Raw genomic sequence first — 26,256 nt, forward strand, 5'->3', positions numbered from 1 at the left:
ATTAAGAGGATTTCTCTTCATTGTCCTATAAGTCTTTAATTCTTTATCGGAGTTTAGTAAAATTTATTGACTTAATATGTATTATTAGAGGCTTGGAAAAAAATTCCTAATGTAAATAGAAAGTGATTACGATACTTGAATTATATAAATGACAATTTAAAATGGCGTTTACGGTTTTAAATAACTAATATTTGGAGGAATAATGGCAAATAAGCTTCTCGATGAGATTAAGGTTCTTGTTGTTGATGATATGGCCACACTCAGGGAATCAATCGTAACACTATTGAGAGGAGTAGGGTTCACGAAAGTCAGTTCGGCACAAGATGGAGTCAAAGCCCTTTTAAAAATTGAAGATGCATATAACGAGAAGGAACCTTATCGACTAATATTGTCGGATATTAATATGCCTGAATGTAATGGGATAGAACTTCTTAAAAAACTCAAGGCCGATGACCGATTCAAAGATATACCTGTCGTTATGATTAGCACTGAGAATGAAGCTGCAACGGTTATGGATGCAATTCAAGCCGGAGCCGTGAATTACATCTTAAAACCTTTTACAACAGAGACTCTAAAAGCAAAGTTAAATGAAATAGGAAAGTTTTTAAAGTAGGGGAAGTTCGAACTTAAACTCTGTCCCTTTGTTTGCTTGTGTGGATAGTGTTAACTGTCCACCAATTCTTTCTACCGATTCTTTCACCGCACTCATTCCAATTCCACGTCCTGAGATTTCTGTGACAGTATCACGTGTGGACATGTTAGGTAAAAAAATTGCCATTGAGATTTCTTCATCACTCATTGCTGCGACCTCTTGCTCTCCGTTTACTTGAATAAGTTTCTCACGAAGCTTTGAGATATTAATACCTGCACCATCGTCTTGAATTTTTAATTGAATTTTTGAATCATCTACGTTAGCCGAAACCTTTATTAAACCCTCTGTGCTTTTGCCATGAGCAGCTCTTTGATCTGCATCTTCGATTCCATGATCCATACAGTTTCTAAATAAGTGAACAAGACTAGAGAAGAAATCTTTATATGTCTCAGGAGTTATGCGGATTCCATTATCATCTATTTGCAATGGAGCCATTGGTTTATTAAGTTTTAGAGAAAGATTTTCAACGAGAGAAGCATAGCTTTCAAAAAGACTCGATATCTTTTTCTTTTTGATGTATTTATCAAATGCTTCAAGTGCAGGAGTTGAAATCTTATGAAGCTCATGTTCTAGGTCATGTAAGTCTTCCTTGCTTACTTCAACCACATCTTTACCTGAGCTAATTTTTGATAGGAGATCTTCTTTAAACTTTGTCATTAGTTCAAGGTAAGATGAAATCTCATTTTCAACAAAAAGATTGAAGTTTTCTTTTTCATGCTCAAAGCTTTTTATTTTTGTTTCAGTCTCTCTTGCGGCATTTACTAGCTCTTGAGCACTGTAAGAAGCGAATCCACCGTTTAAAGTATGAAATACAATCATGGCCTTGTTTTCTAAGTTATTATGACCAAGCGAGTAGCGAAGATCTTCAAGCATTGATAGAGCTTCTTCATAAAGATCTAGGAAAGCTTGTTTGTTTTTTACAATTTTAATTAGCATTGAAACATAAAGATCTTTTTCTTTGAAAGCTTCTTGAGCATTTATCTCATTGGTTTTATCTGTAGCTACAACAAGTACGTTGTTTAGTTGTCCTTCTTGATTATTCATTGGAATATACTCCAACTCAACATACTTGAACTCTGGGTGTCCAGGTTCATGTTCCTTAAAGTTTTTAGGACCTAGTGCTTTAGCGCTATTGAAAGGTAATTTGTTTTGAAAGAGAATTTCTGACCACTTTGTAAAGTTCGTCGTTTCCGTCGTATTAAGCTTTAAGAGAGTAGGTACATTTTGATGTTTTGCTTCGGTGTTGAAGATTTCAGTGCAAGCCTTATTACTCATCTCCTCAATTTTGTTTTCTTTGTTGAAAACAAAAATCCCCTGATTGAGTGAGTTGACTACAGTATTAATGAATTCATTTGCTTCTCTTAGTTCTTTTGTCCTTTCATTAACTTTGTTTTCTAGGTTTTTGTTATAGTCTTCTAATTGGATATTAGCCTTTTCTAGCGCTAAAATCATTTGTTCTTTATCTTGTAATAAATCTCTGATCTTTTGAGACATTGAGTTGATACTAATTCCAAGAGATTTTAGCTCATCATTGGTTTTAACTTGTAGATCACCGTTGTAATTACCTGCCGCAATCTGCTTAGTTTTATTAATGATTTGAATAATTGGATTTGTAAGTGTATTAGCAAAAAATACAGCCAAAATTAGGCAAAATCCAAGAATAATAACTGCAAAAAGTATGTTCTTAAAAATAATTTGACGAATTACAGAAAAACTCTTCTCTTTACTGATGAAACTTAAAACACTTATTTTAAACTTAGGATTAAAAGAATTTGCTGCAAGATATTCACCTATAAATTTTGCTTGATTCGTTGTTAAATCAAAACCTGTTGTACTAATTTCATTAGAGTCTAGTAGTATGAATTTTGCGATTGTTATTTTGTACTGAAATATATTATCAACTGAAAAATTTCTTGTAATATCATCAAGGTTAATGATTGCAAAACGAGAGAAGTTATCTTTCTTGATACCAACTATGAAGTCAGTGTTGAACTTGTCGAAATAGATGCCATCTTCTTTTCCTTTCAATAGGAACTGCATTTGATTTGAAAGGGCCTTTGTTTCGTATTTGTAATTACTAGTATTACTTAACGTTTTAAGTTTCTCCTCTGAAAATTCGAAAATGGATTTGATATTTTCATTCTCATTGAGTTGTGAAATGTTTTTTTTCTGAAGTCCTTCGACGATAGGGTTTAAGAATAAAGAAATTTTTTCTAATGCCAATGAACTCGTGCGTTGAGCAGATTCAAAAATATAAGACTCTTTATCTGCCTTGAATGTTTTATATGTGTAGTAAAGATTGAATGCTGTTGTTAATGCAACTACGGCAGTGATTGCTAAAATTAGTTTTGTTTTAATACTAAAAGGAACTCTTTGTGACATGACTTTAATTTCCTAGTTACTTGTATCGACACATGCGTTAAAATAAATTTTGTTATTACTTATATCATATTGAAATTGTGGAAATGTTCAAGAGGCTTAATTTATCACATTTTGATGCTACGATAATGCTAATCGGTGTTTCACTCATTACAGTGGGTTCCTATTACTATCAAACTGACTTTAACAACACACTAACAAGTGCTAGCGGTAAAATTGTGGGAAGATTGATTGAAGGTAAGGGAAATCAAAAGAGAGTAGGCAATCTTTTCTGGTTACCTCTACAGAATGAATCAAAAATCTGGAATGGCGATAAGATTTTTGCGAATCAAGATCAGCAAATTAATATTGAACTTTTAAAATCAAAAGCTATTGTTAACGTACCTAAAGAATCTCTCGTTGTTATTACAGAAAACCAAGACGACATCGTTCTTAATCTTGATCGAGGTGAAATTTCGATTGCTTCAGGTGAAAAAGATATACAGTTTAAGATACAATCAAATACTGGAGTGTCCAAGTCAATCAAAGTCGCAAAGAAATCTGTGGTTAATCTCAAAAGGGTTGATAGTAATACACTTCTTGATGTTAAGCAGGGGAAAGCTGATCTTGTCTTAAATACTCAGGAAAAGGATAATATTACTGTTCAGGCAAATGATATCGTAAAGGTTTCTTCATCAAATCTTGAAAAAATCAGAATGAATAATATTTTGAAGGCAAAAAGCATTGATCCTCTTATCGATAATGATCTCTCTCTTGTGTCGGATAAATTTGATGGTCAGACTGTTGAGATTTATCAATCTCTTGGAGACAGGCCAATAGCTACGAAAGTCGTGAAGTCCGATAAAATTGAGATGGATGATATCGGTCCGGGAAATTACTTTGTCAAAGTCGCAAATAGTCAAATTCTTGATCGAGTTCAAGTCAAGGAGTATAAGCCAATACAAATTGACCTGAAAGAATCTTCACAACAACTATTACAGGGTGAGAAGATTGACTTTAAATGGAGTAATCCTAACTCTCATACTGTTGAGGTTACAATTAACTCACCAAGCGGAGACTTATTTAGAAAAATTACTACAGGTAATCAGTTGGCCTTCTATCCTCAGGAGTCAGGTGCTCATAATATAAGTGTTGTTCCTGTTAAAAAAGTTGGAGCTAAGCACGAACCTATTATTTCTGAATCATTAAAACTAACTGAAGGGCCAAAGCTCTTCGTCGCGGATAGTGTACTTAGTAATATTGTGACTAAACTTGATAAAAAATCTGATGTGAAGCGCTCAAGTGGTCATAATGTGATGATGCTTACTACTTCTGATGGAGTTTCTCTACAAAAAGAATTCTTGAAATAAAAAGATCAACACATCAGATCTCACTTTTGATTTCTTTGATTCAAAAAGGAAATTAAAAATTATAGGTGTTAAAGAGGGAATGATTAAAGATGGTGATAAGCAACAGATCGCTAGAACCCGATTCCTCTCGGGACAGGGGAAAGAAGAAGTTGAACTCTATGAAAGATCAAATATTGATAAAAAGATTCCTGCTCTAAGAAAAGCTAAGACCTATGATAGTCGTGGTCGAAAAATAGAAGAGTTAATTGCGAGATATGACTCAAAAGGTGAGATCACGTCGGTAACTCTTTTTCAGGGGAATAAAAAATTTGATCAACGTTATGAAAATGGAAAGGTCGTAGCGATTGATAAAGATTATGGAAAAGAAATATCTCCGAGTATTCTAGCCGTCGCAGCAGCCTTTGTAGCGAAGAATTCAGTAGGGGCTCAAGGCTCTATTGCAAGTGCACCTGCGAAATATGTCCCACTCGCAACTACAACTGGAAAACAATTTAATATTGCTCTCGATAGTCCTGTTAGTATTAAAAATAATATTGATGAGATTGACGTACGTGATAACTATATAAAGAAAATTGAAGTTGAGTCTCAGGCAAAAGGAGAAGTTCGCTACGAGCTTCTTGCTGCAAACAGAAGTATTGTGAAGTCTGGAGTTTTAAAAAGTCCTGATATTAAATTCCAAAATTTAGATAGTGGTGACTATCAATTAAATTTTTATCAAGCAGGAAAGCAGGGGCAGAGAATAGGTAGTTCAAAGGTGAGTGTTGCTCCTCGTATTTCAAGCGTCAAAGTAAATCCAAGTATGATTAAGAAGACGGACGGTGCGTTTGAAGTTCCGTTGAAGTGGAACTCGCCAGTTGATGAAAATATTGTTGAAGTTTTCGAAAATAATTCTAAGACACCAATCATTACTAAAGCAGTAAAAGGTACTAGCACAAGTATAAAGGTCCCAAGTGTAAATAATCTTACTTGGAGAGTTCGTGGATCAATTTCTTCTGTGCTACCTTCAAAAAAATCCAAGATAGCTCCACCAGAGCTTTTAAAAGAGCTTCCTGTTCCAGCTCCAATTATAATGAAATACAAGAAAGATTTTGGAGGTTGTTATTCATTTGATCTTCCAAAAATTCCTAATAGTACGAAGTACTTCATAGAAGTATATGAAGATGCAAATAGAACGAAGATGGTATTCAATCGTTGGTTAGATAATACAGGAGTATGTTGGCAAAGTTCCAGACATGGGAAGTACTTCTACCGTTATAAATACTTTGATAGTTGGAATCGTCAGTCATCCTTTTCAAAGATTGGTGAGATTATTTTTCCAATCTCACCTTTGACGGAGTTTTAGATGAAAGTATTATTTATACTTCTATCTCTTTTAAGCGGAAGCTTTGCATATGCAGAGTCACTTGATTTTAGAGATATTATTCAAAATAGAAAAGATGTTAAGTATATTAAACTTGCTTATATTACAAGAAAAGGTGAAAACTTAGCATCTATATATAAGCGCTTTGTAAGAGATGATTCTATTATTTCTAAAAGTGAGGGAATGGTTGAAAAGACTATTCTTTCCAATCCAACAATTAAAACATGGGATAATTTACCACCTAAAAAGAAACTTCTTATTTATCTTGATGTTGAGTATATCGATCTTGATAAGGTCACAAAGTATAACGAAAAGGTTGCAGAATTATCTAAGAGATTAAAAGAAGCATTAATGAAGAAGCGTGCCGCTGCTCCAAAGACATCTGGATGGAGAGGGTCTCTTTTTTATATGGCCTCATATGGAAAGTTTACTCAAGATAATCCTAAGCTTGCTAATATTACTTTTTTGCAGAACTCACCGCTATCTCTAGGGCTTTCAACTTCTTACTACCCAGAAAATTCTAATTTTTCGATTGCTTCAAGTTTATATTTTTCATATCTACTTGCTGCTGCAAGTAATTTGGGCGCAGATAATATTCGAGTACCAACTGAAATCGGTGGAAATATTTATGGAGAGTACCGTTTTACAACTAAGAATTTTAGTGGTTATGCAGGTATTGATTACGAGAAGTTTACGACTTTCAGTTTAGAAGGAATTCAAGCAGAAAAGAAAATTTACTTTGATGAGAACTCTGTCTTCTATCTTACGGTCGGAGCTGCAAAGAAAGTAAAAATTTACAAATGGGATTTTTTTGCGAAACTAAGTTTATCACAATCAATTGCCTCTAGTCGTACTCCTGGCTTTTCTGGAGCAACAGGAGATACACCTTTTACAGGTAATAAAATATTATTTTATCTATTTAGAAGAGTGAATGATAAGTTTTTTGCACATACTCTCTTTAAGTATCACTGGATGTCTGGGCCATCAGATATCACAACTTTGAGGCTAGGGGTAGGTTTTGGATATTTACTCTTCTGATTATTAATTAACTAAGTATCTAAAATTATATAATGTTAAAGAAATTTCATGGATTACCCGAGAAGAATAGTACAATACTTGTTCATCTAATAATTCTTGGGGATATTTATGAAACTAAAGAAAAATTCGTTAATTATTCTTGCCCTTCTCACGGCATCTTGTTCATTCAATGGAAATCAGCAGCAAAAGACTATTGCAGAATTAGGTGATTCTGTTGATGGGGATTCACTACAAATCGTAGAAACTAAAGAGGATGGAGTCGTTGAAATTTTTTCTTCACAAGTTGAGGATGTTGAAAATGTCATTGCTGAGGAACCAGTTCAAGCAAATACAATTATGGATAATCCTGCACCAATGATTGCTCATAACGAAGAAGTGAAAGAAGAAATAGATAATGTAATTAGTAATGATCGTTACGAAGATTACGTTGTTCAAAAAGGTGATACACTAATGATCCTTGCGTTCAGATTATATCGCGATGTAATGATGTGGAAAGATATCGCAGGATGGAATAGTGAAAATTTAAATGGAGGAACAAAAATCTATCCAGGAGATAAGCTAAAAGTTAAGGTCGTAGATTTTGAAGGAAATATTTGGCAACCACAAGGGAACCCGTATCTTATCCAAGATGGTGATTCACTTATGAGAGTTTCACAAAATGTTTATGATGGAACGACAAGGTACTGGAGAGATATTTGGGAAAATAATACTTACCTTATTAAAGATCCAAATATTATTTATGCTGGATTTACTCTTTACTATCTTCCTGTAGAAGAAATAAAACAAAACAAGATGAGAGACTTAGCATCAAAAGGTAAGGATAATGAAAAAATTTAAAGTTCCAATAACATCTGAATTCAAAATTCTACATCTTGAAGATTTAGAAGATTTAAGAGTTAAGATGAAAAGTGATTTAGTATCACTTGGAGTTGAAGCAACGATTGTTGAAGCTGAAGATGTCGCTACTGCAATTGCAAAGATTGAATCAGAGAAAATAGACTTTATTATTTCTGATTGGAATCTTCCGGATGGAACAGGTTTTGATTTTTTGAAAAAAGTAAGAAGTATATCAAAACTAGATAAAGTACCATTTATAATGTGTACAACACTGAATGAAGTTTCAAATATGCTCGATGCTATTAGTAATGGGGCAAATGAATTTATTACAAAACCGTGGGAGCTTGAAGAGTTAGAAGAAAAATTCTCTTCTACCTATTCAAGCTTTTACGAATAACCTAACTTAGGCGGTCGGACAGTAGATCGCCGAGTTTTTTTCGTTTTCTTTTACTTCAAGACTGTAAACTCTAACTCTCTTATTTGTTTTCTCTTCGACCATTTTATTAACATGATCATAGACAAAAATAGCCGTACCTTCCATCCCTGCGTTTGGAAGTTCTCTCATTTGAATAACTCCTTTTTTATCAAGTTCTACGAACTCTGCTTTAAAAGGGTCATCTTCAGAAACTAGAAATGTATGATCAAACATATAGTCAAGCCAAGCTTTAACATCTTTAAGATCACCGAAATCCATTACCCACATTTCTTTACTTAATTCCGTGCATTCAAATACGAAGTGGAATGAGCGACTGTAGCCATGAACGTACTTGCAGTGACTATCTGCTTTCCATTGGCGGTGAGTACAAGGGTAACCATAAAAGTTCTTTGTTGATTTAAATGTTTTCATAGGCCGATATTATTCCAAATTTTGGTAGAACTCAAGGGGGAGAGAGCTCCTATTTAGAAATAGGAGCAAAATCATATTTTTGCCTAAATATTGCCAGTATTTACGTAACGATCAGTTGCTTCAATAAGACAACTTCTGATGCCCTTCTCGCTAAGTGAGTGTCCAGCATCTTGGATTATCTCAAACTTAGCCTCTGGCCAAGCACGGTGAAGATCCCAAGCACTTGTCATTGGGCAAACGACATCGTAACGACCTTGCACAATAATCGCTGGAATGTGTCTAATCTTATCAACGTCACGAAGGATTTGATCATCACATTCAAAGAATCCTTTATTTGTGAAAAAATGGCATTCAATTCGTGCGAAAGCATCGGCAAATTCATCATCGCCAAAGTCTTCCATCAGGGCCTTGTCTTGAATAAGCTTACTTGTTGAAGCTTCCCAGATTGACCAAGCTTTTGCAGCAGCTGAGCGAATTTCTTTGTCATCACTTGTTAGTCTTTTGTAATAAGCAGAGATGAAATCCCCACGCTCAGATTCTGGAATTGCGTCTCTATAGAATTCCCAAGCGTCTGGGTAAATGTAGCTAGCACCATCTTGATAGAACCATTTAAGTTCTTTTTGACGAAGCATGAAAATTCCACGAAGAAATAATGCCTCAACTGATGATGGATGAGTTTGCGCGTATGCAAGGGCAAGAGTTGAGCCCCAACTTCCCCCGAAGACCGCCCATGTGTTAATGCTTAGATGATTTCTAAGTTTCTCAATATCTGCAACAAGGTCCCATGTTGTATTTTCTTTAAGTTCAGCAAATGGTGTTGAACGTCCGCAACCTCTTTGATCAAAGAGAACGATATTATACTTCTCTGGATCAAAGTATTGACGGTAGTTATCATCAATTCCCCCGCCCGGTCCACCGTGAAGAAAGACAACAGACTTTCCATCTGGATTTCCACAGACTTCATAATAGATATTATGGATTTCGCTCACTTTAAGATGCCCAGTCTCACGTGGTGTAATTTCTGGATATAATGTACGCATATTTTCTCCTTTTTTGGCTCTCGCTTACTTTCTTTTTCTCATGGCCATTGGTAAAGTAGGCTCAAAGGAAGCAGATGAAAGGTTTTATATTATCAGACAATATTATTGATGGTCCACACGGGATGACAATCGAATACTGGGTGAAGACAGAAAAAAATCCGGTAAAATTAGTGATTACATCTGAAAAACCAATCTTCTTTGTCGAGCGTCGTGCAGATGTAAGGTTAGGAGCTGACGTTGAGCGAAAACAACTCAATCTTAAAAGCTTTAATGGGGCCGAAGTTGATGGTCTTTATTTTAAAGATTATCGCTCGCTTCTTAATGCAAGGGAGTCACTTAGTTCAAGTGGTGTCAGAACATATGAAAGTGACGTCAGGCCTAATGAAAGATTTCTTATGGAGAGATTTATTAGTGGTGGAGTTGAATTCCAAGGGGATGCTAAAGAAGTTTCCGGAGTACAAGTAGTCACAAACCCTAAAATGCAAAAAGCTGATGTTGAAGTTTCTCTCTCGACTTTATCTTTTGATATAGAAACCTCTCTTGGAGATGATCTTTATTCAATTGGAATTCACCATATTGACGGAGATGTTGAGTATAAGAAAGTGCATATTATCGGGGAGCTTCCAAACACTAATGAAGTTCAATTTCACCCTGGAGAGAGAGAAGTTATTCTCGCTTTTATTAATGACCTTCGAAAGCTCGATCCAGATATTATTTGTGGATGGCACGTGGTTGGTTTTGACCTTGCCTTCCTTGAGAGAAAGTGTCGTGCATTAGGGATTAAATTTTCTCTGGGACGAGATGGCAGTGAAGTTCGACTTGTCGAGAGAAAGGGAAGTGGGCACTTCGCTGATATTGCTGGAAGAGTTGTCTTTGATGGTCCTTGGCTATTGAAACAAGCATTTCATAATTTTGAAAATTATAGATTAGATACCGTTGCCAATGAAGTTCTGGGAACAGGTAAGGATATTGACAGTACGGGTAGCGATAAGGTTAGTGAGATTACACGTCGCTTTCATGAAGACAAGATGGGGCTTGCAAAATATAACCTTCTTGACTGTACCTTAGTCTTAGATATTTATGAAAAATTGAATATCGTTGATCATTATGTAAAACGAATTAAATATAGTGGGATGTTAATGGATCGAATTTCTTCATCGGCAAAGGCCTTTGATCATATTTATCTTCCACTCATTCATCGAAAAGGTCTTGTTGCTAATAACGTTATTGATACACAAAAGGATGCGTCAAGCCTTGGTGGTTATGTGATGGATGGGATTAAAGGTCTTCATGAGCATGTCATTGTCCTTGATTTTAAAAGTCTCTATCCGACAATTATAAAGACCTTTAAAATTGATCCTTACTCGAGATTAAAAGGTGATATAAATTCTCTGACGACCGTCAATGGGGTGAACTTTTCAAAAACAGAACATATCCTCCCAGGAATTATTGATGGTCTTTTAAATCTTAGAAGTATCGCTAAACATAAAAAGGATGCCAACCTTTCTCAGGCCGTGAAAATTTTGATGAATTCATTTTATGGTGTTATGGGCTCTGGTGGCTGTCGTTTTTATCATGCTGATCTTCCTCAAAGTATTACCCAGACTGGGCAGTGGTTATTAAAAGAGACAATCTCTTATATTGAAGAAAATGGTCATCGTGTGGTTTATGGTGATACTGACTCTCTATTTATCAAGCTAAATTTCTTAGAGATTGGGGCTCGAGATAGAGTAGGAAAAGAGATCGCAACAAAAGTTAATAGTCATCTCGAATCAAAGATTAAGTCAAAGTTTGGTGTTGAGTCTTTTCTTGAAATTGAATATGAAAAATATTTCTCTAAGCTTTTTATCCCAGAGTCTCGCTCAACAGATAAAGGGGCGAAGAAGCGTTACGTTGGGCTTCTTGAAAAAGAGAACTCTTCAAAGCTCCACTTTTCTGGAATGGAGTTCGTCAGGTCTGACTGGACAAAGCTTGCTAAGAACTTTCAATTTGATCTGATCACTAAGTTTTTTGCTGAGGAAAAGGTTGAAGAATTTATTAAAGATTATGTAAAGAGGCTTAAAGATTCTGAGTTTGATAATCTTCTTGTGTATAAGAAGAGACTTAGTAAACCTGTTGAAGAATATATTAAAACAGTTCCTCCACATGTTAAGGCCGCAAAACTCCTACTTGAAAAGGACCCTAAGTTATTTATCAAGGATGTATCCTATTTAATGACATTTAGAGGGCCTATTCCCATTGAATTTAATCCGACTGATATTGATTATCAGCACTATATTGATAAGCAGATTGCTCCACTTGCAACAGATGTATTAAAATTTCTAAATTTGAGTTTTGATGATATAATTTCAGGTAGTCAAATGAGTTTGTTTTAAGAGAAGGAATTTGTGGCAAGATACAAACAAAATTGGATTTTTATTTTCGTCTTTTTTTCCATTTTTGGACTACTTTTTTATATCTACGAAGCGGAGACTTATACATACTTATGTGAATCCGAAAGTAACGCCCCTGCTTGCTATCTTCTATCAAAAAAATATGAAAGTAGCGGAGAGTTGAGTAAGTCAGATCGCTACCTTCACGTGGCCTGCGATAAGAAATATGACCGCGCCTGTGAGATAATTAAGAATGAAATTAAAAAATAGATTTCGCTCCTTTCTACAGTTTTTAATATTACTGGCTAAGGACTGTGACAGAAGTCATTTAGGAATCCTGGCCGCAAGTTCGAGCTTCTATCTTATTTTAACCTTCGTTCCTCTTGTTCTCGTTTTGACACGCATTTTAGGGTTCTTCTTTGGACCAGAAGGCGAAAAGTTTGATCTTCTTATGGTATATGTATTCGAACTTATTCCACCTCACTTAGATGGGGTTGTTAACATTATTGCAGACATGCTCAAGAAATCGCTCTTTGCTAATAAAGGTTTTAATATCATCAATACCTTCTTTCTACTGATTTCTTCACTTGGGTTTATTAATTCTATCTGGAAGGCATTAAGTGTTATTACAGGTGAAAAGAATGCTTCTCAAGTTGTAAAAACGATTAAAGGAATTGGTGTTCTTGCTATTACGTGCGGTTTTTTAACATTGGCCTTTATCATTCCAATTGTTTTTCAATTGATTACCAAAATTAGTGAAGTGGGTTATATTGCTAAGATGATTGCTTTCTTTAAGATAGAGAAGATATTTGAAATTTTAAACTCATTAATTATAGGAGCAGATATCGTTTCTGTTATTATGATTGTGATTTTTATGATGTCGATACTTCGCTATATTTTACATCCAAGAATTAACTTTAAAAGTGCTTTACTAGGGTCTGGTGTATTCACAATTCTAATTATTTCGGTGAAGTCTCTTTTCTTCTTCTATGTCTCATTTGTTGAAGCAGGACTTGTTGCTAATTATGGCGCTTCGTATGCATTGATACTTTTATTTATTTGGATTTTATTTTCAATGTTTGTATTTTATTTTTCTGTTCTTTTAAGCTTGAACTTTCATAAATACTACTACAAAAAGGTCTGACTAATCGCAGTGCAAGAGGGTATTTCTCAGTCCCTTGAGTTTTCATTTCAATAGGATTATATTTTGTTGATAACAAATGGAGTTGATTTTGATTCGTGCTTTAATTGACATTTATATTCTAATACTAATTATCGATGTTATTCTAAGTTACTTACCGCAGTACAAAGGGCATCCTTTCTCTGTGAAAATTAAGCAAATCTCAGATTTCTCATGTGGTCCAGTTAGGCGCTTAATGCCAAAACTAGATATTCCTTTTGATATTTCTCCAATGGTTGTTATCTTCTGTTTAAAAATTTTAGAAGTTCTCTGGTAATTAATTAAATCAAATACTTGCCAAACCGCAGTAAACAATTTTAAAATTTTAATAATGATTGTTTTACCTAGGGAGGGGTGAGATTGCACACACCAAGTGAGTTTGAGTTTTTAACTCAAGAAACAGTGCGCATAAGCGAGGAAATGAGACTCGCTAATATGGCCGATCTCAATATTGAATCGTATGACGACGAACTTTATAATGAGTTCTCTCTCTCATCACATTTTGATGAACCAATCGTTGAAAGCGAAGATCAAAGAATAGAGTATCCAAATAAACCGGGGCTGGTTTATACAATCTTTAAAAGTGGAACAACATTTTCTCTTAGAGGCTTCGCATGTGAATCTATTGAAGAAGCGTTCGACTCAATCTATAGCGGTGAAAAGTCTTTTTTAAGAGCGCTACGTTTAAATGATAGCGAATTAGATCAAATTAAATTTTTCGAACTTTCAAGTTTTGAAAGAGCAGAGATAGTTCTCGACCAAGTATTTAATAAGCGTTTTCCTCTTGAGGAGGATGTGCTTTGTAATATTAGTGACCCTGGATTTTCTTGGTGGTATGGAAAAGCTGATGATGGCTTCCGTATTAATTTCAAGAGTCACAAGTTTATGTGTCAAGGCGAGAGAACGAAGCTTGGTCCAATTGGTGATGTGATCGTTGCTTGTCTAAGATTTGCTAAGTTAAAAGAACATTTTAAATATCATCTTCCAATTTCAGAACTTGTTATTAATGAGAAACAATTCGTTCTAAGAAGTTCAGATAAGACTCATCCAATTATGAAAGAGTTGATGAATCTTTTTGAAAGAGGCGAGATAAGTGAAGAAAGTGCACTTCTATGTGAGCTAGATCTAAGTCTTAGGCTATATCTACTTGAGCTTGCAGATATTAGAAGATTTTGGATTGATGTCGAAGGTGCACTTTATGATAATAATTTAAATTTATTAAATTAGATTGTTGAATAAAATTCAAAACTTGATAAAATAATTAAAAACAGGATGTTTTTAAACACAACAACAGGATGTTAATTTGCAATTTTCTTTTGAGAGAAAGTCAGCACCTACGGGAGCGGCACCACAAAATGCAGCTTCTTCAAATAATGTAGGAAGTTCAGCTGATGATAAATTAAGAAAGGCCATAGAGCGTAACAGAGAAAAAATGCTGAAAAGACAGGGCTCTTCGGCAGCATCAGCCTCTACAGGTATGCAAGCTTCGGCTCCACAGAGACCAAGGCCTATGGGTTCAACTCCTCCGCCAGTTCCAAATCAAACTTTACAACAAAGATTAAATGCATCTCAAAATACAGCGGCGAGACCTGCTTCTTCAGCGGCCTCTTCAGATGATTCAACTTCGTTACTTGAGAAAATGCGTGCTCGTAGAGCACAGGCTTCTGGGAAAGATATTCCTAGGCCTTCAGTTACTCAACCAGTTAACTCGGGAATGTCTGGAGCTTCTGGCTCAACTACATCGAGTATGCCAAGAAGAACTGTAACGGCAGATCCCGATAAGATTGAACTTGCTGGAAATTTACGTAAAGGAACGACTGCTCCAGCTGTTGTTAACTATGGTGCGGAACCGATTAAAGCTCCTGTAAAAAAATCAGTTAGTGCGAAAAGAAAATTAAAAACTAAAAATAAGAATACAAGCGAGACATCTTCAATTTCTAGTTGGTTTGTGAAGGGAACTTGGATGTTTTGTGCTTTCCTGATTGGAAGATTGATATTCTCTGATGGTGGAGTTGTTGAGTACCTTGACAAAAAAGCAGTTTATGATCAAAAAGTTCATGAGCTTGAAATCACGAAGAAGGACAATGCTCTTCTTATGCAAGAACTTGAGCTTATTAAAAGTGATGGTAAATATCAGAAGAAACTAGTTCGTGACCATCTTGGTTATATCGCAAAAGATGAATATCTAGTTCTATTTTCTAAGGGGAGTGAGGCCTCGACAGAAAATAGGGATATTTCTTCCATTTAAGAACAGAGCCTAATTCAATTTTATATTTATCAGCTTCACCTGCGTGTAGTTCTAAAACGTGGGCGCTGTAATATGTAGGAGTTACTGGAATTGACTTTATTGGCTCTCGGCCTTTGAAGTGTTGAACATTCTTCTCTAGGCCAACGACCTTCATGTTGAGATCAAGAAAGATAATATCTAGATTAAAGTATGTATTAGGCATCCAGAAAGTTTTTGAGCTCATATTGTTGTAAACAAAAAATAGTCCTTCATTAAATTTCATTTTAGATGGGTGAAGCCCACTGAGTCCCTTTGTCTTCTCTTCATTACTGATAGCAAATGAGACGCTGATGATATGCCCATTTGGTGCGATCAGCTCACTCGAGCCACGAGAGCTGTTTAGGAACTGCGCATTAACATCTAATGTATTAAAAAAAATGCACAAAAAGATAGTGAGCAAATGGCTAGGCTTTGATATATTTATGTTCATATTTAGATATTGCTCTAAAAATTTAGGAAATGGGAGAAGCTTTGTGTCAAATATCGCTGGTTTAATGAAGACGCACCACTGTGCACAACTAAGGTCATCTAATGAAGGAGAGAAAGTTACTCTTTGTGGTTGGGTAAATAAGAATAGAGATCTTGGAGGATTAAACTTCATCGATATCCGTGACAAGTACGGTGTTACTCAAGTTGGTTTCACAAGCTTTAAAGGAGATCTTTCTATCCTTAAGTCTTGTCATCTTGAATCTGTTATCAAAGTTGTTGGAACAGTTGTGAAGAGACCTGCTGAAGCAATCAATAAGAATATGGCAACTGGGGAAATTGAAGTTCAGGCCGAGGAGATTACGCTTCTTTCTGCAAACGATATTAATTCAATCCCATTTCTACCATATGGAGCGACTGAGGCTACTGAAGATAATAAGCTTAAATATAGATATCTCGATCTTAGAACGCAAAAACTACAAGATATTTTAAAGCTAAGAGCAGACACAACTTTTAAAGTTAGAAGTATGATGATGGAAGAGGGCTTTATTGAAGTTGAAACACCAATTCTATACAAGTCGACTCCGGAGGGAGCAAGAGATTATATTGTGCCATCACGTGTACACCCTGGTCATGTTTATGCTCTTCCACAATCTCCACAAACGTTAAAGCAGCTTTTAATGATTGGGGGGACTGATAAGTACTTTCAAATCTGTAAGTGTTTTAGAGATGAGGATTTAAGAGCGGATAGACAACCTGAATTTACTCAAATTGATATCGAAGTTTCTTTTTCAACAGAAGAATATATTAAAAATCTTGTTACAAAAATTCTAAAAGGACTTTTCAAACTAGATGATAATTTTTCAATTCCTGTTATGAGCTATCAAGATGCAATGAAAGATTACGGATGTGATAAACCAGATACTCGTTTTGGATTAAAGCACCACATTGTGAATGACATTTTTAAAGGAACGGACTTTGGAGTTTTCTCAAGCGTTCTTGCAACTAATGGTCTAATCAAGGCAATGTTTATTCCTGAGTCATTGGGAACGTTTTCAAGAAAAATTCTTGATGGGTTCGTAGATGTTGTAAAACCACACGGTGGAAAAGGTGTTGCGTTTTTTAAAGTAGAAAATGAAGCAGCTACAGGCGGTATTTCAAAATTTATTACTGAAGATATTTTAAAACAACTGAATGGATTGGAAGCAGAAGGTAATAATGGAACATGGTTATTTTTTGCAGACGTTGCTGAAGTTGCCCACGCAAGTGCTGATGCTGTAAGAAGACATCTTGGTAAAGAACTAGGGCTTCTAGGTGATAAAAAAGCATTTCTTTGGGTTAATAACTTTCCATTATTCGAATATAGTGAAGGACGTTTCTATGCTTGTCACCACCCATTCACACAAGTTAGAGAAGATCAGCTTGATGATTTCCTAAATGGTGATATCAATGATCCAGATGGACCTATTAAAGACCTTTGTGCTCAAGCTTACGATATCGTGTGTAATGGCTATGAAATTGGTGGTGGATCACTTCGTATCTATAACCAAAACGTTCAATCACGTATGTTTGAAATTCTTGGAATGAGCGAAGAAGAAGTTAAGCATCAGTTTGGTTTCTTCGTTGAAGCATTAAAATATGGAACTCCTCCACATGGTGGACTCGCTTTTGGCCTTGACCGTCTTGTGATGATTCTTGCTGGAACAGATAATATTAGAGATGTTATCGCTTTCCCAAAAACTACAACAGCAAGTGATATGATGTCGAGTGCGCCATCAAGACCGTCTAAAGATCAAACAGATGAGCTTCATTTCTCGTTTAATAAATAGTCAATTTTTGTCATGGGTGTTCACAAAAAAGTGAACACCTCTCCAACTTATAACAAATACCCATAATTCTAGAGAGACTTCGAGTTAAAATTAACTTAAGAGGTCTAGGATTATGAATATTAAAACTTATACATTAATTATTTCCGATGACCCGCTTTTCTCAGGACGTATAAGGCGTGTCTTATCTAAGAATGAAATTTCTATAGAGTGGCGTACACTTGTTTTTTCTAACAGTGAATCAAATGAGGAAAAAGATTTTAAACTCGATAAGCTATTCGAACTAATCTTAAAAATAAAAAAAGTGAATATTGTCGTCTTCTTTGATTTTGAAAAGAAAGAAGAGTTTTGTTTGGACCTTATTAAGATTTTTAATAAGTATCAAGGAGCGCAGTATATTCTACAAATCTGCTTCTTTGGAGAAGAGAATCCAAAGACCGATTTAGAAGCCGCTCTCGCTGCTGGTGCCCATATGGTTGAGTATAAGCGACCAGACCTTGATGATATTGTAACAAATATTCAGTATCTCAAAAATTCAGAATTTAATTTTTTACCTGAATATGCAACGAGTAGGGGTTATGACACTGTCTTATGGCCAAGATTCTTTTGCAAGATAAAGCATATTGACCCTCAGAATATATTAGCAACAACAACATTTGATAAACTTAATCCAAGTGATGAGTGGATAAAGCGCTTTATTCCGCAAATTGGAGATGGAAAGGCAATGGTTAGTAATTCTGAATCGTTGGAAAAAAAATGTCGATGGATTGAAGATATTAATACACTAAAATTTGAGTACAGTGAGAATGAACTACTAACAGGAGACTTTTTAAATATTTCATCAGTAGAAAAAGATGCGGTCGATACTTTTACTTATAAATTAGCAAAAAGAGTTTCACCTTCAGAGTTTGAAGAAGTACAAAAAAAGACAAAAAAAATATTCTCAAAAATGGTGGATACTAGAGTCCGTGTTATGGTGATTGATAAGCGCGTAAAGTTACTCCAAAAAAACCATGAAACAGAAAAACAGAAAGCAAATCTTTTTTCATATCCTTTCTTATCTATGAAGCATGAAGATCAAATAAGCTGTCGGCCTCATATTATTGCTTTACAGTGGGATCAGTTAACAATTCTCGATGAAAATTCGAATGAATTAAGTTTGAATGATGATCAAAAAATTCATTCCATTGAAAGCTATATCAAAAAACTTCTAAATGAGGATACGGTACTAATCATTTTTGGACTTCATGACATTGATATTAAAAAAATTTCGAAAACACAATTGAATGTCCCATTTGATATTACTTCTGATTTCTTGAACAAGATTATTTCGGTATATGAAAAGAAAATTGAGCATAATCCACTTCGGGTTGAAGAAGTTCTTGGAATTGAAGAAATTAAAAATTTTGAAGTAGATCCACTACTAAAGCTTGAATTTCCAATTATTATTGAAAAACTTAATGAGCATCGCTTAACATTTTCTAGTCCTATGAAAATATCAGATAAGACTGTAATTAAGTTCTCAACTCCATGTGTTTTTTATCTTCTAGTTCTTGATAAACTTGCAGATAAGGATTTCTATGGAGGACTAATAATGGGAGTCGATGAGCTTGAAAAATCCCTACTAAGGAGGGAAGTTAACCGATTGCTAAGAATACCTATAGAAGCTGAAAATGAGCAGGATAAGCTAAAATTTGTAAATCTCAATAGTGCTGAGCTTATTAAAAGACAGAAGGAGACTTTGAAAAAGAATAAGAAGGATGTAGTCGATAAGCTTAAAGATGAGCAATAAGGTATTGTAATTTCAAGAAAAAAAAGTAAAATCAGATAATGGCCATTCGTTTAAACGACTTAAAATCACCCAGAAAACCGCTTGCAGAGGAATCCTTACTCGATATCATTTTGAAGAGAAAGGAAGAGCGTTTTAAAAGAAGGCAAGGTGGTCGCTTTAAGAAAAAAAGTGTCAGACCCTGGGCCAAGAAAGATGAGACTGCTCTCTTTGAGGACCGCCAGTCATCAGTAATGATGCCATTTACAAAAGATAATCAAGATTTTGATGAAGAAAAGCTCCTACGAAAAATCATTGTAAGAGCGAAATCATTGTTTCATGGATTGGATCTAACTGATCTTTAGTAATCTGTTTGAAACAGGATCTTCAGGGAACATATCAATCTGTTCTGCTTTAGGTGATATATTCTCCTCAAGTGTATCAATAATCGCAAATTCTTCATCCGTCATCACAGTTGTTCCAGATAAGTAATCTCCAATACTCTTCATATCCTTCTTTAAATAGACTAGAGCAAAAGGAATAAAGAACATGTAGTTGCATAGCAAATAGCCTAAAGCGCGAGCGAAGCATTCTTTCGCAGAAAGCTCCTCTTTGCGATGTCCATTAGAATACACTCTAAGCTTAAAAAACATTTTACCTAATGTTCTACCTTCTCCTAGATAATAGAAGAAAAAGAAATATGCCGTATAAACAATAGGCAGTGAAAGATTAGTCGCCCCTGAATTCACTAGAGAGGAGGACTTTGAGTTAAAGAGCGAGATATTCGAAATATAGCTATTCACAAAGCCAAGCCAAGCGAAAACCATAAACTTATTCAAGAAGACAATCGCGTAGAGATCTAAGATAAAAGCGTACATGCGCTTTTTAAGGATCTTCTTTCTCTCTGGCATCTTAGGGGTTAAATGTTCAATTTCAGTTACAAGTCTTACTCTTTCCATAGCAGGCGTATCGTCATATCCCTCTCTAGATGAAGCTCCTGGGCTCCCGCTGGCGTCTGAAGGCAGATTTTACCCAAAGTTGGCATAAGGCTTGCTTTATAAACAACAAATATGAAGTTTACTAAGTAAATCAAGCTTAGAAAGTGTCTAAGACATGGACATGTGTACAAGGGAGAAATGATGAAAATTTTGAAAGGACTATTTGCTGTAGCTATTGCCTCAAGTATTTTCGCGTCCCCAGTTTTAAAGCTTGATGAATCTTCTGTCTCCAAAAATGAAATATACGCAGTCAAAAATTTCCTTCAGGAAGTAGAAGAGAAAATTCCTGACTCAATAAAAAGAACTATCAAAGAGCCTCTTACTATTAGATTTAAAAGCTTTGATGAAAATAAGTCAATTTCGGTATTACCCAAAAATAGATGTGAAGATAACTCAAATATTCTTTACGCCCAAGTGAATACATTCAGTAGAGACACTATCAAAATATCAAAACTATTTCTGCCTCAGATCTTAGCTGGTGAAGAGAGTGCAAATTCATATAACTGTGGACATGGAAATTACTACAAGAAAGCCATTGCAACTGTTCTACATGAAGTGGCACATATTTATGATTTCAAGAGAATTCGTTCCGCAGAGCACAGGAAAAATGTAAAAGAGTGCTACGACTCAAGTGATAGGAGATGGAGACATTCTTCAAAATGTAATGCAGTAAAGAAAGAAGAAATGAATAAAAAATCAGTAAGTGGACTATATGACTTCTTTAAACTTGCGAATTGGCAGCAAAAACTTTTCTCAAAACAATCTAAGAATCTATCACGTAAGAGATCTGCAGATGAGTATGAGTATGAAAATCTTGAAGAACACTATGCTGTAAATTTTGAATTCTTCTTAATGGATGAAAACTACAAGTGTAAGCGTCCTAGCTATTATAATTTCTTTTCAAAGGTGTTTGATGTTTATCCACATGAAAATGCTGATTGCAAAATTAATACAAAGATCATTTTAGATGATAAGAAAACAGTGATCGATATCGACCCAAAAAGAGTTTATCGAGTTGATTATCTCCTCGCTTCAAGTGGTGATGCTCTCATGTCTGGTTTTGGTCATTCAATGTTCAGGCTTATTGTTTGCGCACCTTTTAGACAAGAAGCAAGTGAGGATTGTATTAAAGATAAGCTTTACCACGTTGTTTTAAGTTATAGAGCCAATGTTACTGATATTAAGAGTAATGCTATTAAAGGTGTGTTTGGCGGCTATGATTCGATTCTCTATATGCTTTCACTTCCAAATGTAATTGAAGAGTACACAATGGGAGAGCTAAGAGACCTAATGAGTCTTCCTATTGAGTTGAACGAAGATGAAAAAAGAAGCTTTATCCACAAGGTTCTCGAAACCTATTGGGAATATGCTGGTAACTATAAATTTTTAAGTAGCAACTGCGCGTCTGAATCCCATGATCTACTTCAAAGTGCAATGCTTGATCATGAAATTAAGTATGGAAATATCATTAAGCCATATTCTTTAATGGATGAAATTATTGAAAATGGGCTTTCTCGAGAAGATTATTTTGAAGATAGAGCAAAGGCCGTAGCTGAAGGTATTCTATTTGAGAGTGATGAAAAAAGATTGTCTGATATTAAAAATGAGCTAATTGGTGAAGAAGAGTCTGATTATAAAATTTATCGCTATTCAAATCATGGGAAAAAATTCGGAAGTAATTATAGAGAAGTGAAAAAGAAAAAAGATATTAAGGAGATTATTGAAAGTATCTCTACGGAAAAGTTAAAAGATATTTTTATGAGCACTTTTGAGGAAGGAGCTTCAGTTGAAACAAAAGAAAAGTTACAGCGCTTGTCGATCCTTGCTCAAGGGGTAATGAATGTAAGACAGCATGCTCTAGATGAAGAAATTGGAACATTTCTTGAGAAACTTGAAAAAGATGAAGGCGAGCTTGGAAAATTTGTACGTGAATGGAATGAGAAGAGAAAGAACTTCAGATTATATCCAAATGATAAGACGTATGGAATCCCGCTTGAAGTAACAGCGCAAGATAATAAGAACTATCAAGAGTCAGCAAAGGTTCTTGAAGAGGCTGAAACTAAACTCATTGAAAGTGTAAAAAATAGATATTTAAAAGATATAAATGATTTATCAACGCTTAAAAATTTAATTAACGACATTAGAACAAAAACTAAAATTATTTCAATGAAACTTTATTTAAAGTAAGGAGAATTAGTATGAAAAAAATGACAATCGCAACACTTATCGCATTAATCGCAGCTCAACCATTTGCAGCTGATATTAGAGATGCTTCTTTGAATACATCTTCTAAGGCATCTGAGGTAGTTCTTGATAAAGGTAAAAGTTCAATTGATGCAACGGTTGATATTGCAGACTTTTCAGCGGAAAAACTTAAAGCTTTCATCTCTAAAAACTTTGCTTCTTCAATTGAAGCATCAGGGAAAATCGGTGAAGCAATCGTTAAGCTTTCTGAAGTTTCTCAACCTGTATTTAGATTAACTGCAGACGGTATCGCAATGGTATTTGAAGTATCTCAAGCAACGGGTGAGCAAACTCTTAAAGCTTCAGAAAAACTAGTTGTACTTCTTGATCCAACTCTTGAAGTCTCTGGAGATATCATTATTGAATTACTTAAACACCTATCAAAAGGGTCAGAACTTTCTTCTGATGTAACAGAAAAAATCTTAGTGTTCTTAGGTGATGTACTTGAGAAGCCATTTGAGCTTACTGATATGACGCTTGATCAATTCTATAAAATTATCACGAAAGGATCTGAGTCAAGTTCAGAAGTTTCTAAGGCCGTCCTTGGTGAAGAAAACCTTGATAATGGACTTGAGTTAACAGGAAAAGGTATTTCATTAACTTCTGAAGGGATTTTTGCAGCTCTTTACTTTGTTACAAGATCAGTAACAGCAATTTCAAATATCTTCGAAGTCAACAGAGAGGAAATTGAAAGAGCAGTAGAAAGAAATGATCAAGATACTCTTGCAGGTCTAAGAGAGATGATTAGAGCAGAAATCGAAAAAAATATTGAAGGTGGAAAAACACTTAATCAACTTCTTTCTGATAATGACCTAGACTTCTACATTGAAGCAAAATTAATGTCAGAGAAATAATTTAACTTAATAAACAGTAGGGCAGGTTCTCTGTCCTACTGATATTGGATCAAATCTTTTAACTCTTGTAATTTATTTAATGCCTGAATCGGTGTCAGATTATTAAGGTCGAGCGAATTAATCGCTTCTTCCACATCTTTAAGATACTCTGGGGTATAAACTTCTGGCTCGATTGAAGAGAAGAAGTTGAGTTGTTCAGGATTACCTGGCTCAATAAGGCCTTGTGCGTGATTGTGATTCTTTTCAAGAGTTTTAAGAATTTGCTGACTTCTTTTTAGAACATCATTTGGAATTCCAGCGAGTTTCGCAACATAAATACCAAAACTTTGAGATGCCGCTTTTTCAATAAGTCTATATAGGAATTTTACATCTCCATTGTGATTCATTGTCTCAACAGTAAGATTCTTTGTTTGATCATAACTATCAACAAGATCAATTAGCTCATGGTAGTGAGTTGCAAATAAGCAGATTGATTTTGTCTTTTCAATAAAGTGCTCTACTAGTGCCCATGCAATTGAAAGTCCATCGTAAGTAGACGTTCCACGCCCAACTTCATCAAGAATAATAAGTGAATTCTCTGTCGCGTGTCTTAGGATTTCTGCTGTCTCGGCCATTTCAACCATGAAAGTCGACTGTCCCTTTAGGATATCATCACTTGCTCCAAGACGGCTAAATAGGTAATCACATACCGAAACCTTTACAGAGTCTGCTGGAACGAAAGAGCCAATTTGGGTAAGAAGTTGGATGATTGCAACCTCTCTCATGACTGTTGTCTTACCGGCCATGTTAGGACCTGTGATAAGACCAAAGTATTTTTTATGATCAAGATTTAAGTCGTGACTTACGAACTGATCTTTAATTGCTGCTTTAATCAGTGGGTGCCATGCGCCTTTTAGTGATACTTCCTTACTCTTTGTACTTAGTTCTGGACAGATAAAGTCTTCACTACGTGCAATCCATGCAAATGATTGAAGTACATCGATTTTTGCCAGAATAGTCGCGAGTAGTTGGATATGCGCTCTGTTTGCAATAATTTCTTCAATTAGTGATTTGAAAATCTCTCTTTCAAGCTTTTGTAGCCTCTCTGAAGCAATCACTAATTCTTTTTCAAACTCATTAAGCTCTTGCGTCGAGTAACGCTCGCTATTTACTAAAGTTTGTCTTCTGATAAAGTGCGGTGGAACCTTATCAGTATAAGTTTTAGAAACTTCAATAAAATACCCTGCAACGTTATTAGATTTAATTTTTAATTTTTGAATACCAGTCTCATTACGATACTTGGTTTCAAGAGTTAGAAGTTCAGCCGAAGCATTTTGAGAAAGTCCAGCGAGACGATCTCTTTCTTTATTTGCTCCTGGTTTGATCAGGTTACCTTTTTCAAGGTTGGCACCAATTTCATCATTGATGGTAACCGTGATCGCTTCTGCAAGCTTTAAAAGATCAGTGACATTCTCTTTTGGTAACTCTTTCAAGTTATTCACAGGAAGGTCTTTTAGAATAATAGAAAGCTTCTGGTAAACATTAATAGCACCAGAGATATTAAGAAGATCTCCGGCATTTGCTTTATTAGTAGACACCTTAGCAAGAATTCTTTCAAGGTCTCTTACATTTGAAAGAAGTTCTCTTGATGTTTGAAGAATATCTTCATTTTCTAAGAAATAAGCCGTCGTCGACTGGCGCTGCTTAATTTTCTTTACATCAGTTAACGGACTTGTGAAAACGTCTCTTAGCGTACGAGCACCAAGAGCTGTTTTTGTTTTATCCATAAATCCAAGTAGTGACTCATGATATGTCTCACGCGATTTTGGAAGGATCTCTAAACCTGTTAGGGTAGGGATCGTAACTTTCATATAACCAGTTTCTGAAATTAATGAGAATGGTTGAATATGAACAAAATCTTCGTTGTTTTGGGTCGAACTCACGTAATAACTTAATGCTCCAATCGGATTTAAGATAACATCGTTTTCAACAAGAACCTGATCTCTCTTGTAAGTAGGGATTAGCTTTTCGATATAAATTTCTGTGAAAGTTGACTCAAAATATTCTTTTGATAGATTAGTTACAAGTGTGCCCATGTGATTTAAAAGTGTTTTTAAATCATCACTTTTTGCACTGTTATCCCATTGTCCAAGGAAAGTAATAAATTCCTTAGGAGCAAGGTTTCTAATCTTTTCAAGAAAGTCTTCTTCTGTATTTAGTTCGAAACCTTTAAACACGCCAGTCGTGAAATCAAGAGCAGTAATATAGAAAGTATTTTGTTTTTTAAATGTTGAAACAATGAAGTGAGTTTCATTAGAATTTGTTTTCTCAAGATCATATGGCATACCTGGAGAAACAACCTGAGTAACAGCGCGCTTTACAATACCTTTTGCTTCTTTTGGGTCTTCAACTTGCTCACAGATTGCAACTTTGATTCCGTGGCTTGCAAAACGATCAATATATGTTGCAGCTGCATGGTGTGGAATACCCGCCATTGGAATTGGATGGTCACCAACTTTTCCACGATGGGTAAGTGCAATATTTAAAATTTGAGATGCCGTTTTTGCATCTTCAAAAAATACTTCATAAAAATCACCCATTCTAAATAGAAGAAGGTGATCAAGGTACTTTGTTTTAATTTCAAAATACTGCTCCATCATTGGAGTTAATTTCGTTCCGCTGTTAACAATACTTTCTATTTGTAGTGTCATATTTCTTCCTAAAGTGGACTGATGTACTCGGTTTCTGTGTATCTTGAATCCTATCAATTCAGCTAAAAATCGTCAAAGAAACAAGTAATTTATCTTAAGCTAGATATAA

At 35.1% G+C, this 26,256-nt stretch carries 23 protein-coding genes; 17 read left to right on the forward strand and 6 right to left on the reverse strand.

The window, feature by feature from the left end:
• The first annotated feature begins 202 nt into the window (after window positions 1–202).
• Window positions 203–613, forward strand: coding sequence for a response regulator (locus tag M900_RS09015; protein WP_021274612.1), 411 nt, complete (start codon window positions 203–205; stop codon window positions 611–613).
• Here M900_RS09015 and M900_RS09020 read toward each other — a convergent pair.
• A complete protein-coding gene (locus tag M900_RS09020) occupies window positions 605–3,034 on the reverse strand; it encodes an ATP-binding protein (RefSeq protein WP_021274762.1) in 2,430 nt (809 codons plus the stop codon). The two genes, M900_RS09015 and M900_RS09020, sit on opposite strands and share 9 nt — an antisense overlap.
• A gap of 83 nt (window positions 3,035–3,117) precedes the next feature.
• Between M900_RS09020 and M900_RS09025 the strand changes: the two genes are divergently transcribed.
• The 5 genes from M900_RS09025 to M900_RS09045 all read left to right on the forward strand — a co-directional run bounded on the left by M900_RS09025 (window position 3,118) and on the right by M900_RS09045 (window position 8,012).
• Entirely contained in the window at window positions 3,118–4,380 is a 1,263-nt protein-coding gene (locus tag M900_RS09025; protein WP_021274740.1) for a hypothetical protein, read from the forward strand.
• Between the two features lie 79 nt (window positions 4,381–4,459).
• Complete coding sequence (locus tag M900_RS09030) at window positions 4,460–5,722, forward strand: hypothetical protein (RefSeq protein WP_021274444.1); 1,263 nt, start codon at window positions 4,460–4,462, stop codon at window positions 5,720–5,722.
• Entirely contained in the window at window positions 5,723–6,778 is a 1,056-nt protein-coding gene (locus M900_RS09035; RefSeq protein WP_021274448.1) for a hypothetical protein, read from the forward strand.
• A gap of 108 nt (window positions 6,779–6,886) precedes the next feature.
• Complete coding sequence (locus M900_RS09040) at window positions 6,887–7,615, forward strand: LysM peptidoglycan-binding domain-containing protein (RefSeq protein WP_021274404.1); 729 nt, start codon at window positions 6,887–6,889, stop codon at window positions 7,613–7,615.
• Complete coding sequence (locus M900_RS09045; RefSeq protein WP_021274786.1) at window positions 7,602–8,012, forward strand: response regulator; 411 nt, start codon at window positions 7,602–7,604, stop codon at window positions 8,010–8,012. Before M900_RS09040 ends, M900_RS09045 begins: the two co-directional genes overlap by 14 nt.
• A 6-nt stretch (window positions 8,013–8,018) precedes the next feature.
• Here M900_RS09045 and M900_RS09050 read toward each other — a convergent pair whose 3' ends face one another.
• Together M900_RS09050 and pip are read right to left on the reverse strand one after the other, a co-directional pair.
• Complete coding sequence (locus M900_RS09050) at window positions 8,019–8,462, reverse strand: 6-carboxytetrahydropterin synthase (protein WP_021274734.1); 444 nt, start codon at window positions 8,460–8,462, stop codon at window positions 8,019–8,021.
• 83 nt (window positions 8,463–8,545) lie between these two features.
• Complete coding sequence (gene pip, locus M900_RS09055) at window positions 8,546–9,502, reverse strand: prolyl aminopeptidase (RefSeq protein WP_021274635.1); 957 nt, start codon at window positions 9,500–9,502, stop codon at window positions 8,546–8,548.
• 74 nt (window positions 9,503–9,576) lie between these two features.
• On the opposite strand from pip, the gene M900_RS09060 reads away from it, so the two are divergent.
• The 6 genes from M900_RS09060 to M900_RS09085 all read left to right on the forward strand — a co-directional run bounded on the left by M900_RS09060 (window position 9,577) and on the right by M900_RS09085 (window position 15,302).
• Window positions 9,577–11,877: a DNA polymerase II gene (locus tag M900_RS09060; protein ID WP_021274512.1), complete on the forward strand. Its 2,301-nt coding sequence runs from the start codon at window positions 9,577–9,579 to the stop codon at window positions 11,875–11,877.
• A gap of 12 nt (window positions 11,878–11,889) precedes the next feature.
• Window positions 11,890–12,144, forward strand: a complete 255-nt coding sequence (locus M900_RS09065) for a hypothetical protein (RefSeq protein WP_034732151.1) — start codon at window positions 11,890–11,892, stop codon at window positions 12,142–12,144.
• Window positions 12,128–13,018, forward strand: coding sequence for a YihY/virulence factor BrkB family protein (locus M900_RS09070; protein ID WP_021274383.1), 891 nt, complete (start codon window positions 12,128–12,130; stop codon window positions 13,016–13,018). Before M900_RS09065 ends, M900_RS09070 begins: the two co-directional genes overlap by 17 nt.
• A gap of 88 nt (window positions 13,019–13,106) precedes the next feature.
• The gene (locus M900_RS09075; RefSeq protein ID WP_021274779.1) at window positions 13,107–13,331 is read left to right on the forward strand and encodes a YggT family protein; all 225 of its coding nucleotides are present in this window, start codon (window positions 13,107–13,109) and stop codon (window positions 13,329–13,331) included.
• An 83-nt stretch (window positions 13,332–13,414) separates the two neighbouring features.
• On the forward strand, window positions 13,415–14,281 hold the full coding sequence (locus M900_RS09080; protein ID WP_021274447.1) for a hypothetical protein: 867 nt from the start codon (window positions 13,415–13,417) through the stop codon (window positions 14,279–14,281).
• A gap of 76 nt (window positions 14,282–14,357) precedes the next feature.
• Window positions 14,358–15,302: a septum formation initiator gene (locus M900_RS09085; protein ID WP_021274456.1), complete on the forward strand. Its 945-nt coding sequence runs from the start codon at window positions 14,358–14,360 to the stop codon at window positions 15,300–15,302.
• Here the strand turns inward: M900_RS09085 and M900_RS09090 are convergent.
• A complete protein-coding gene (locus M900_RS09090) occupies window positions 15,253–15,726 on the reverse strand; it encodes a DUF192 domain-containing protein (RefSeq protein ID WP_157680608.1) in 474 nt (157 codons plus the stop codon). The genes M900_RS09085 and M900_RS09090 overlap by 50 nt on opposite strands.
• A gap of 88 nt (window positions 15,727–15,814) precedes the next feature.
• On the opposite strand from M900_RS09090, the gene aspS reads away from it, so the two are divergent.
• The 3 genes from aspS to M900_RS09105 all read left to right on the forward strand — a co-directional run bounded on the left by aspS (window position 15,815) and on the right by M900_RS09105 (window position 19,726).
• Window positions 15,815–17,596 carry an aspartate--tRNA ligase gene (gene aspS, locus M900_RS09095; protein WP_021274723.1) on the forward strand — a complete coding sequence of 594 codons (1,782 nt, stop codon included), beginning with the start codon at window positions 15,815–15,817 and terminating at the stop codon, window positions 17,594–17,596.
• Window positions 17,597–17,708: 112 nt separating this feature from the next.
• Window positions 17,709–19,385: a hypothetical protein gene (locus M900_RS09100; RefSeq protein WP_021274488.1), complete on the forward strand. Its 1,677-nt coding sequence runs from the start codon at window positions 17,709–17,711 to the stop codon at window positions 19,383–19,385.
• Between the two features lie 38 nt (window positions 19,386–19,423).
• Complete coding sequence (locus M900_RS09105) at window positions 19,424–19,726, forward strand: hypothetical protein (RefSeq protein WP_034732154.1); 303 nt, start codon at window positions 19,424–19,426, stop codon at window positions 19,724–19,726.
• On the opposite strand, the gene M900_RS09110 is transcribed toward M900_RS09105, so the two are convergent.
• Window positions 19,712–20,320 (reverse strand): RDD family protein, encoded by a 609-nt coding sequence (locus M900_RS09110; protein ID WP_021274664.1) that lies wholly within the window; start codon window positions 20,318–20,320, stop codon window positions 19,712–19,714. The two genes, M900_RS09105 and M900_RS09110, sit on opposite strands and share 15 nt — an antisense overlap.
• A gap of 180 nt (window positions 20,321–20,500) precedes the next feature.
• On the opposite strand from M900_RS09110, the gene M900_RS09115 reads away from it, so the two are divergent.
• Together M900_RS09115 and M900_RS09120 are read left to right on the forward strand one after the other, a co-directional pair.
• On the forward strand, window positions 20,501–22,546 hold the full coding sequence (locus M900_RS09115) for a DUF4105 domain-containing protein (RefSeq protein ID WP_021274580.1): 2,046 nt from the start codon (window positions 20,501–20,503) through the stop codon (window positions 22,544–22,546).
• A gap of 11 nt (window positions 22,547–22,557) precedes the next feature.
• The gene (locus tag M900_RS09120; protein WP_021274471.1) at window positions 22,558–23,457 is read left to right on the forward strand and encodes a hypothetical protein; all 900 of its coding nucleotides are present in this window, start codon (window positions 22,558–22,560) and stop codon (window positions 23,455–23,457) included.
• Window positions 23,458–23,492: 35 nt separating this feature from the next.
• On the opposite strand, the gene mutS is transcribed toward M900_RS09120, so the two are convergent.
• Complete coding sequence (mutS, locus tag M900_RS09125) at window positions 23,493–26,147, reverse strand: DNA mismatch repair protein MutS (RefSeq protein WP_021274355.1); 2,655 nt, start codon at window positions 26,145–26,147, stop codon at window positions 23,493–23,495.
• Window positions 26,148–26,256 lie beyond the last annotated feature (109 nt).

The organism is Bacteriovorax sp. Seq25_V, from assembly GCF_000447795.1.
Classification (GTDB): Bacteria; Bdellovibrionota; Bacteriovoracia; order Bacteriovoracales; family Bacteriovoracaceae; genus Halobacteriovorax_A.

Excerpts from the sequence above, each read along its gene's own strand:
- M900_RS09030 (WP_021274444.1), top strand. The coding sequence starts at position 4,460 with ATGATTAAAGATGGTGATAAGCAACAGATCGCTAGAACCCGATTCCTC.
- M900_RS09025 (WP_021274740.1), top strand. The coding sequence starts at position 3,118 with ATGTTCAAGAGGCTTAATTTATCACATTTTGATGCTACGATAATGCTA.
- M900_RS09045 (WP_021274786.1), top strand. The coding sequence starts at position 7,602 with ATGAAAAAATTTAAAGTTCCAATAACATCTGAATTCAAAATTCTACAT.
- M900_RS09105 (WP_034732154.1), top strand. The coding sequence starts at position 19,424 with ATGGCCATTCGTTTAAACGACTTAAAATCACCCAGAAAACCGCTTGCA.
- M900_RS09115 (WP_021274580.1), top strand. The coding sequence starts at position 20,501 with ATGAAAATTTTGAAAGGACTATTTGCTGTAGCTATTGCCTCAAGTATT.
- M900_RS09040 (WP_021274404.1), top strand. The coding sequence starts at position 6,887 with ATGAAACTAAAGAAAAATTCGTTAATTATTCTTGCCCTTCTCACGGCA.
- M900_RS09050 (WP_021274734.1), bottom strand. The coding sequence starts at position 8,462 with ATGAAAACATTTAAATCAACAAAGAACTTTTATGGTTACCCTTGTACT.
- M900_RS09035 (WP_021274448.1), top strand. The coding sequence starts at position 5,723 with ATGAAAGTATTATTTATACTTCTATCTCTTTTAAGCGGAAGCTTTGCA.
- pip (WP_021274635.1), bottom strand. The coding sequence starts at position 9,502 with ATGCGTACATTATATCCAGAAATTACACCACGTGAGACTGGGCATCTT.
- M900_RS09110 (WP_021274664.1), bottom strand. The coding sequence starts at position 20,320 with ATGGAAAGAGTAAGACTTGTAACTGAAATTGAACATTTAACCCCTAAG.
- M900_RS09015 (WP_021274612.1), top strand. The coding sequence starts at position 203 with ATGGCAAATAAGCTTCTCGATGAGATTAAGGTTCTTGTTGTTGATGAT.
- M900_RS09070 (WP_021274383.1), top strand. The coding sequence starts at position 12,128 with ATGAAATTAAAAAATAGATTTCGCTCCTTTCTACAGTTTTTAATATTA.
- M900_RS09060 (WP_021274512.1), top strand. The coding sequence starts at position 9,577 with ATGAAAGGTTTTATATTATCAGACAATATTATTGATGGTCCACACGGG.
- M900_RS09120 (WP_021274471.1), top strand. The coding sequence starts at position 22,558 with ATGAAAAAAATGACAATCGCAACACTTATCGCATTAATCGCAGCTCAA.
- mutS (WP_021274355.1), bottom strand. The coding sequence starts at position 26,147 with ATGACACTACAAATAGAAAGTATTGTTAACAGCGGAACGAAATTAACT.
- M900_RS09020 (WP_021274762.1), bottom strand. The coding sequence starts at position 3,034 with ATGTCACAAAGAGTTCCTTTTAGTATTAAAACAAAACTAATTTTAGCA.
- M900_RS09100 (WP_021274488.1), top strand. The coding sequence starts at position 17,709 with ATGAATATTAAAACTTATACATTAATTATTTCCGATGACCCGCTTTTC.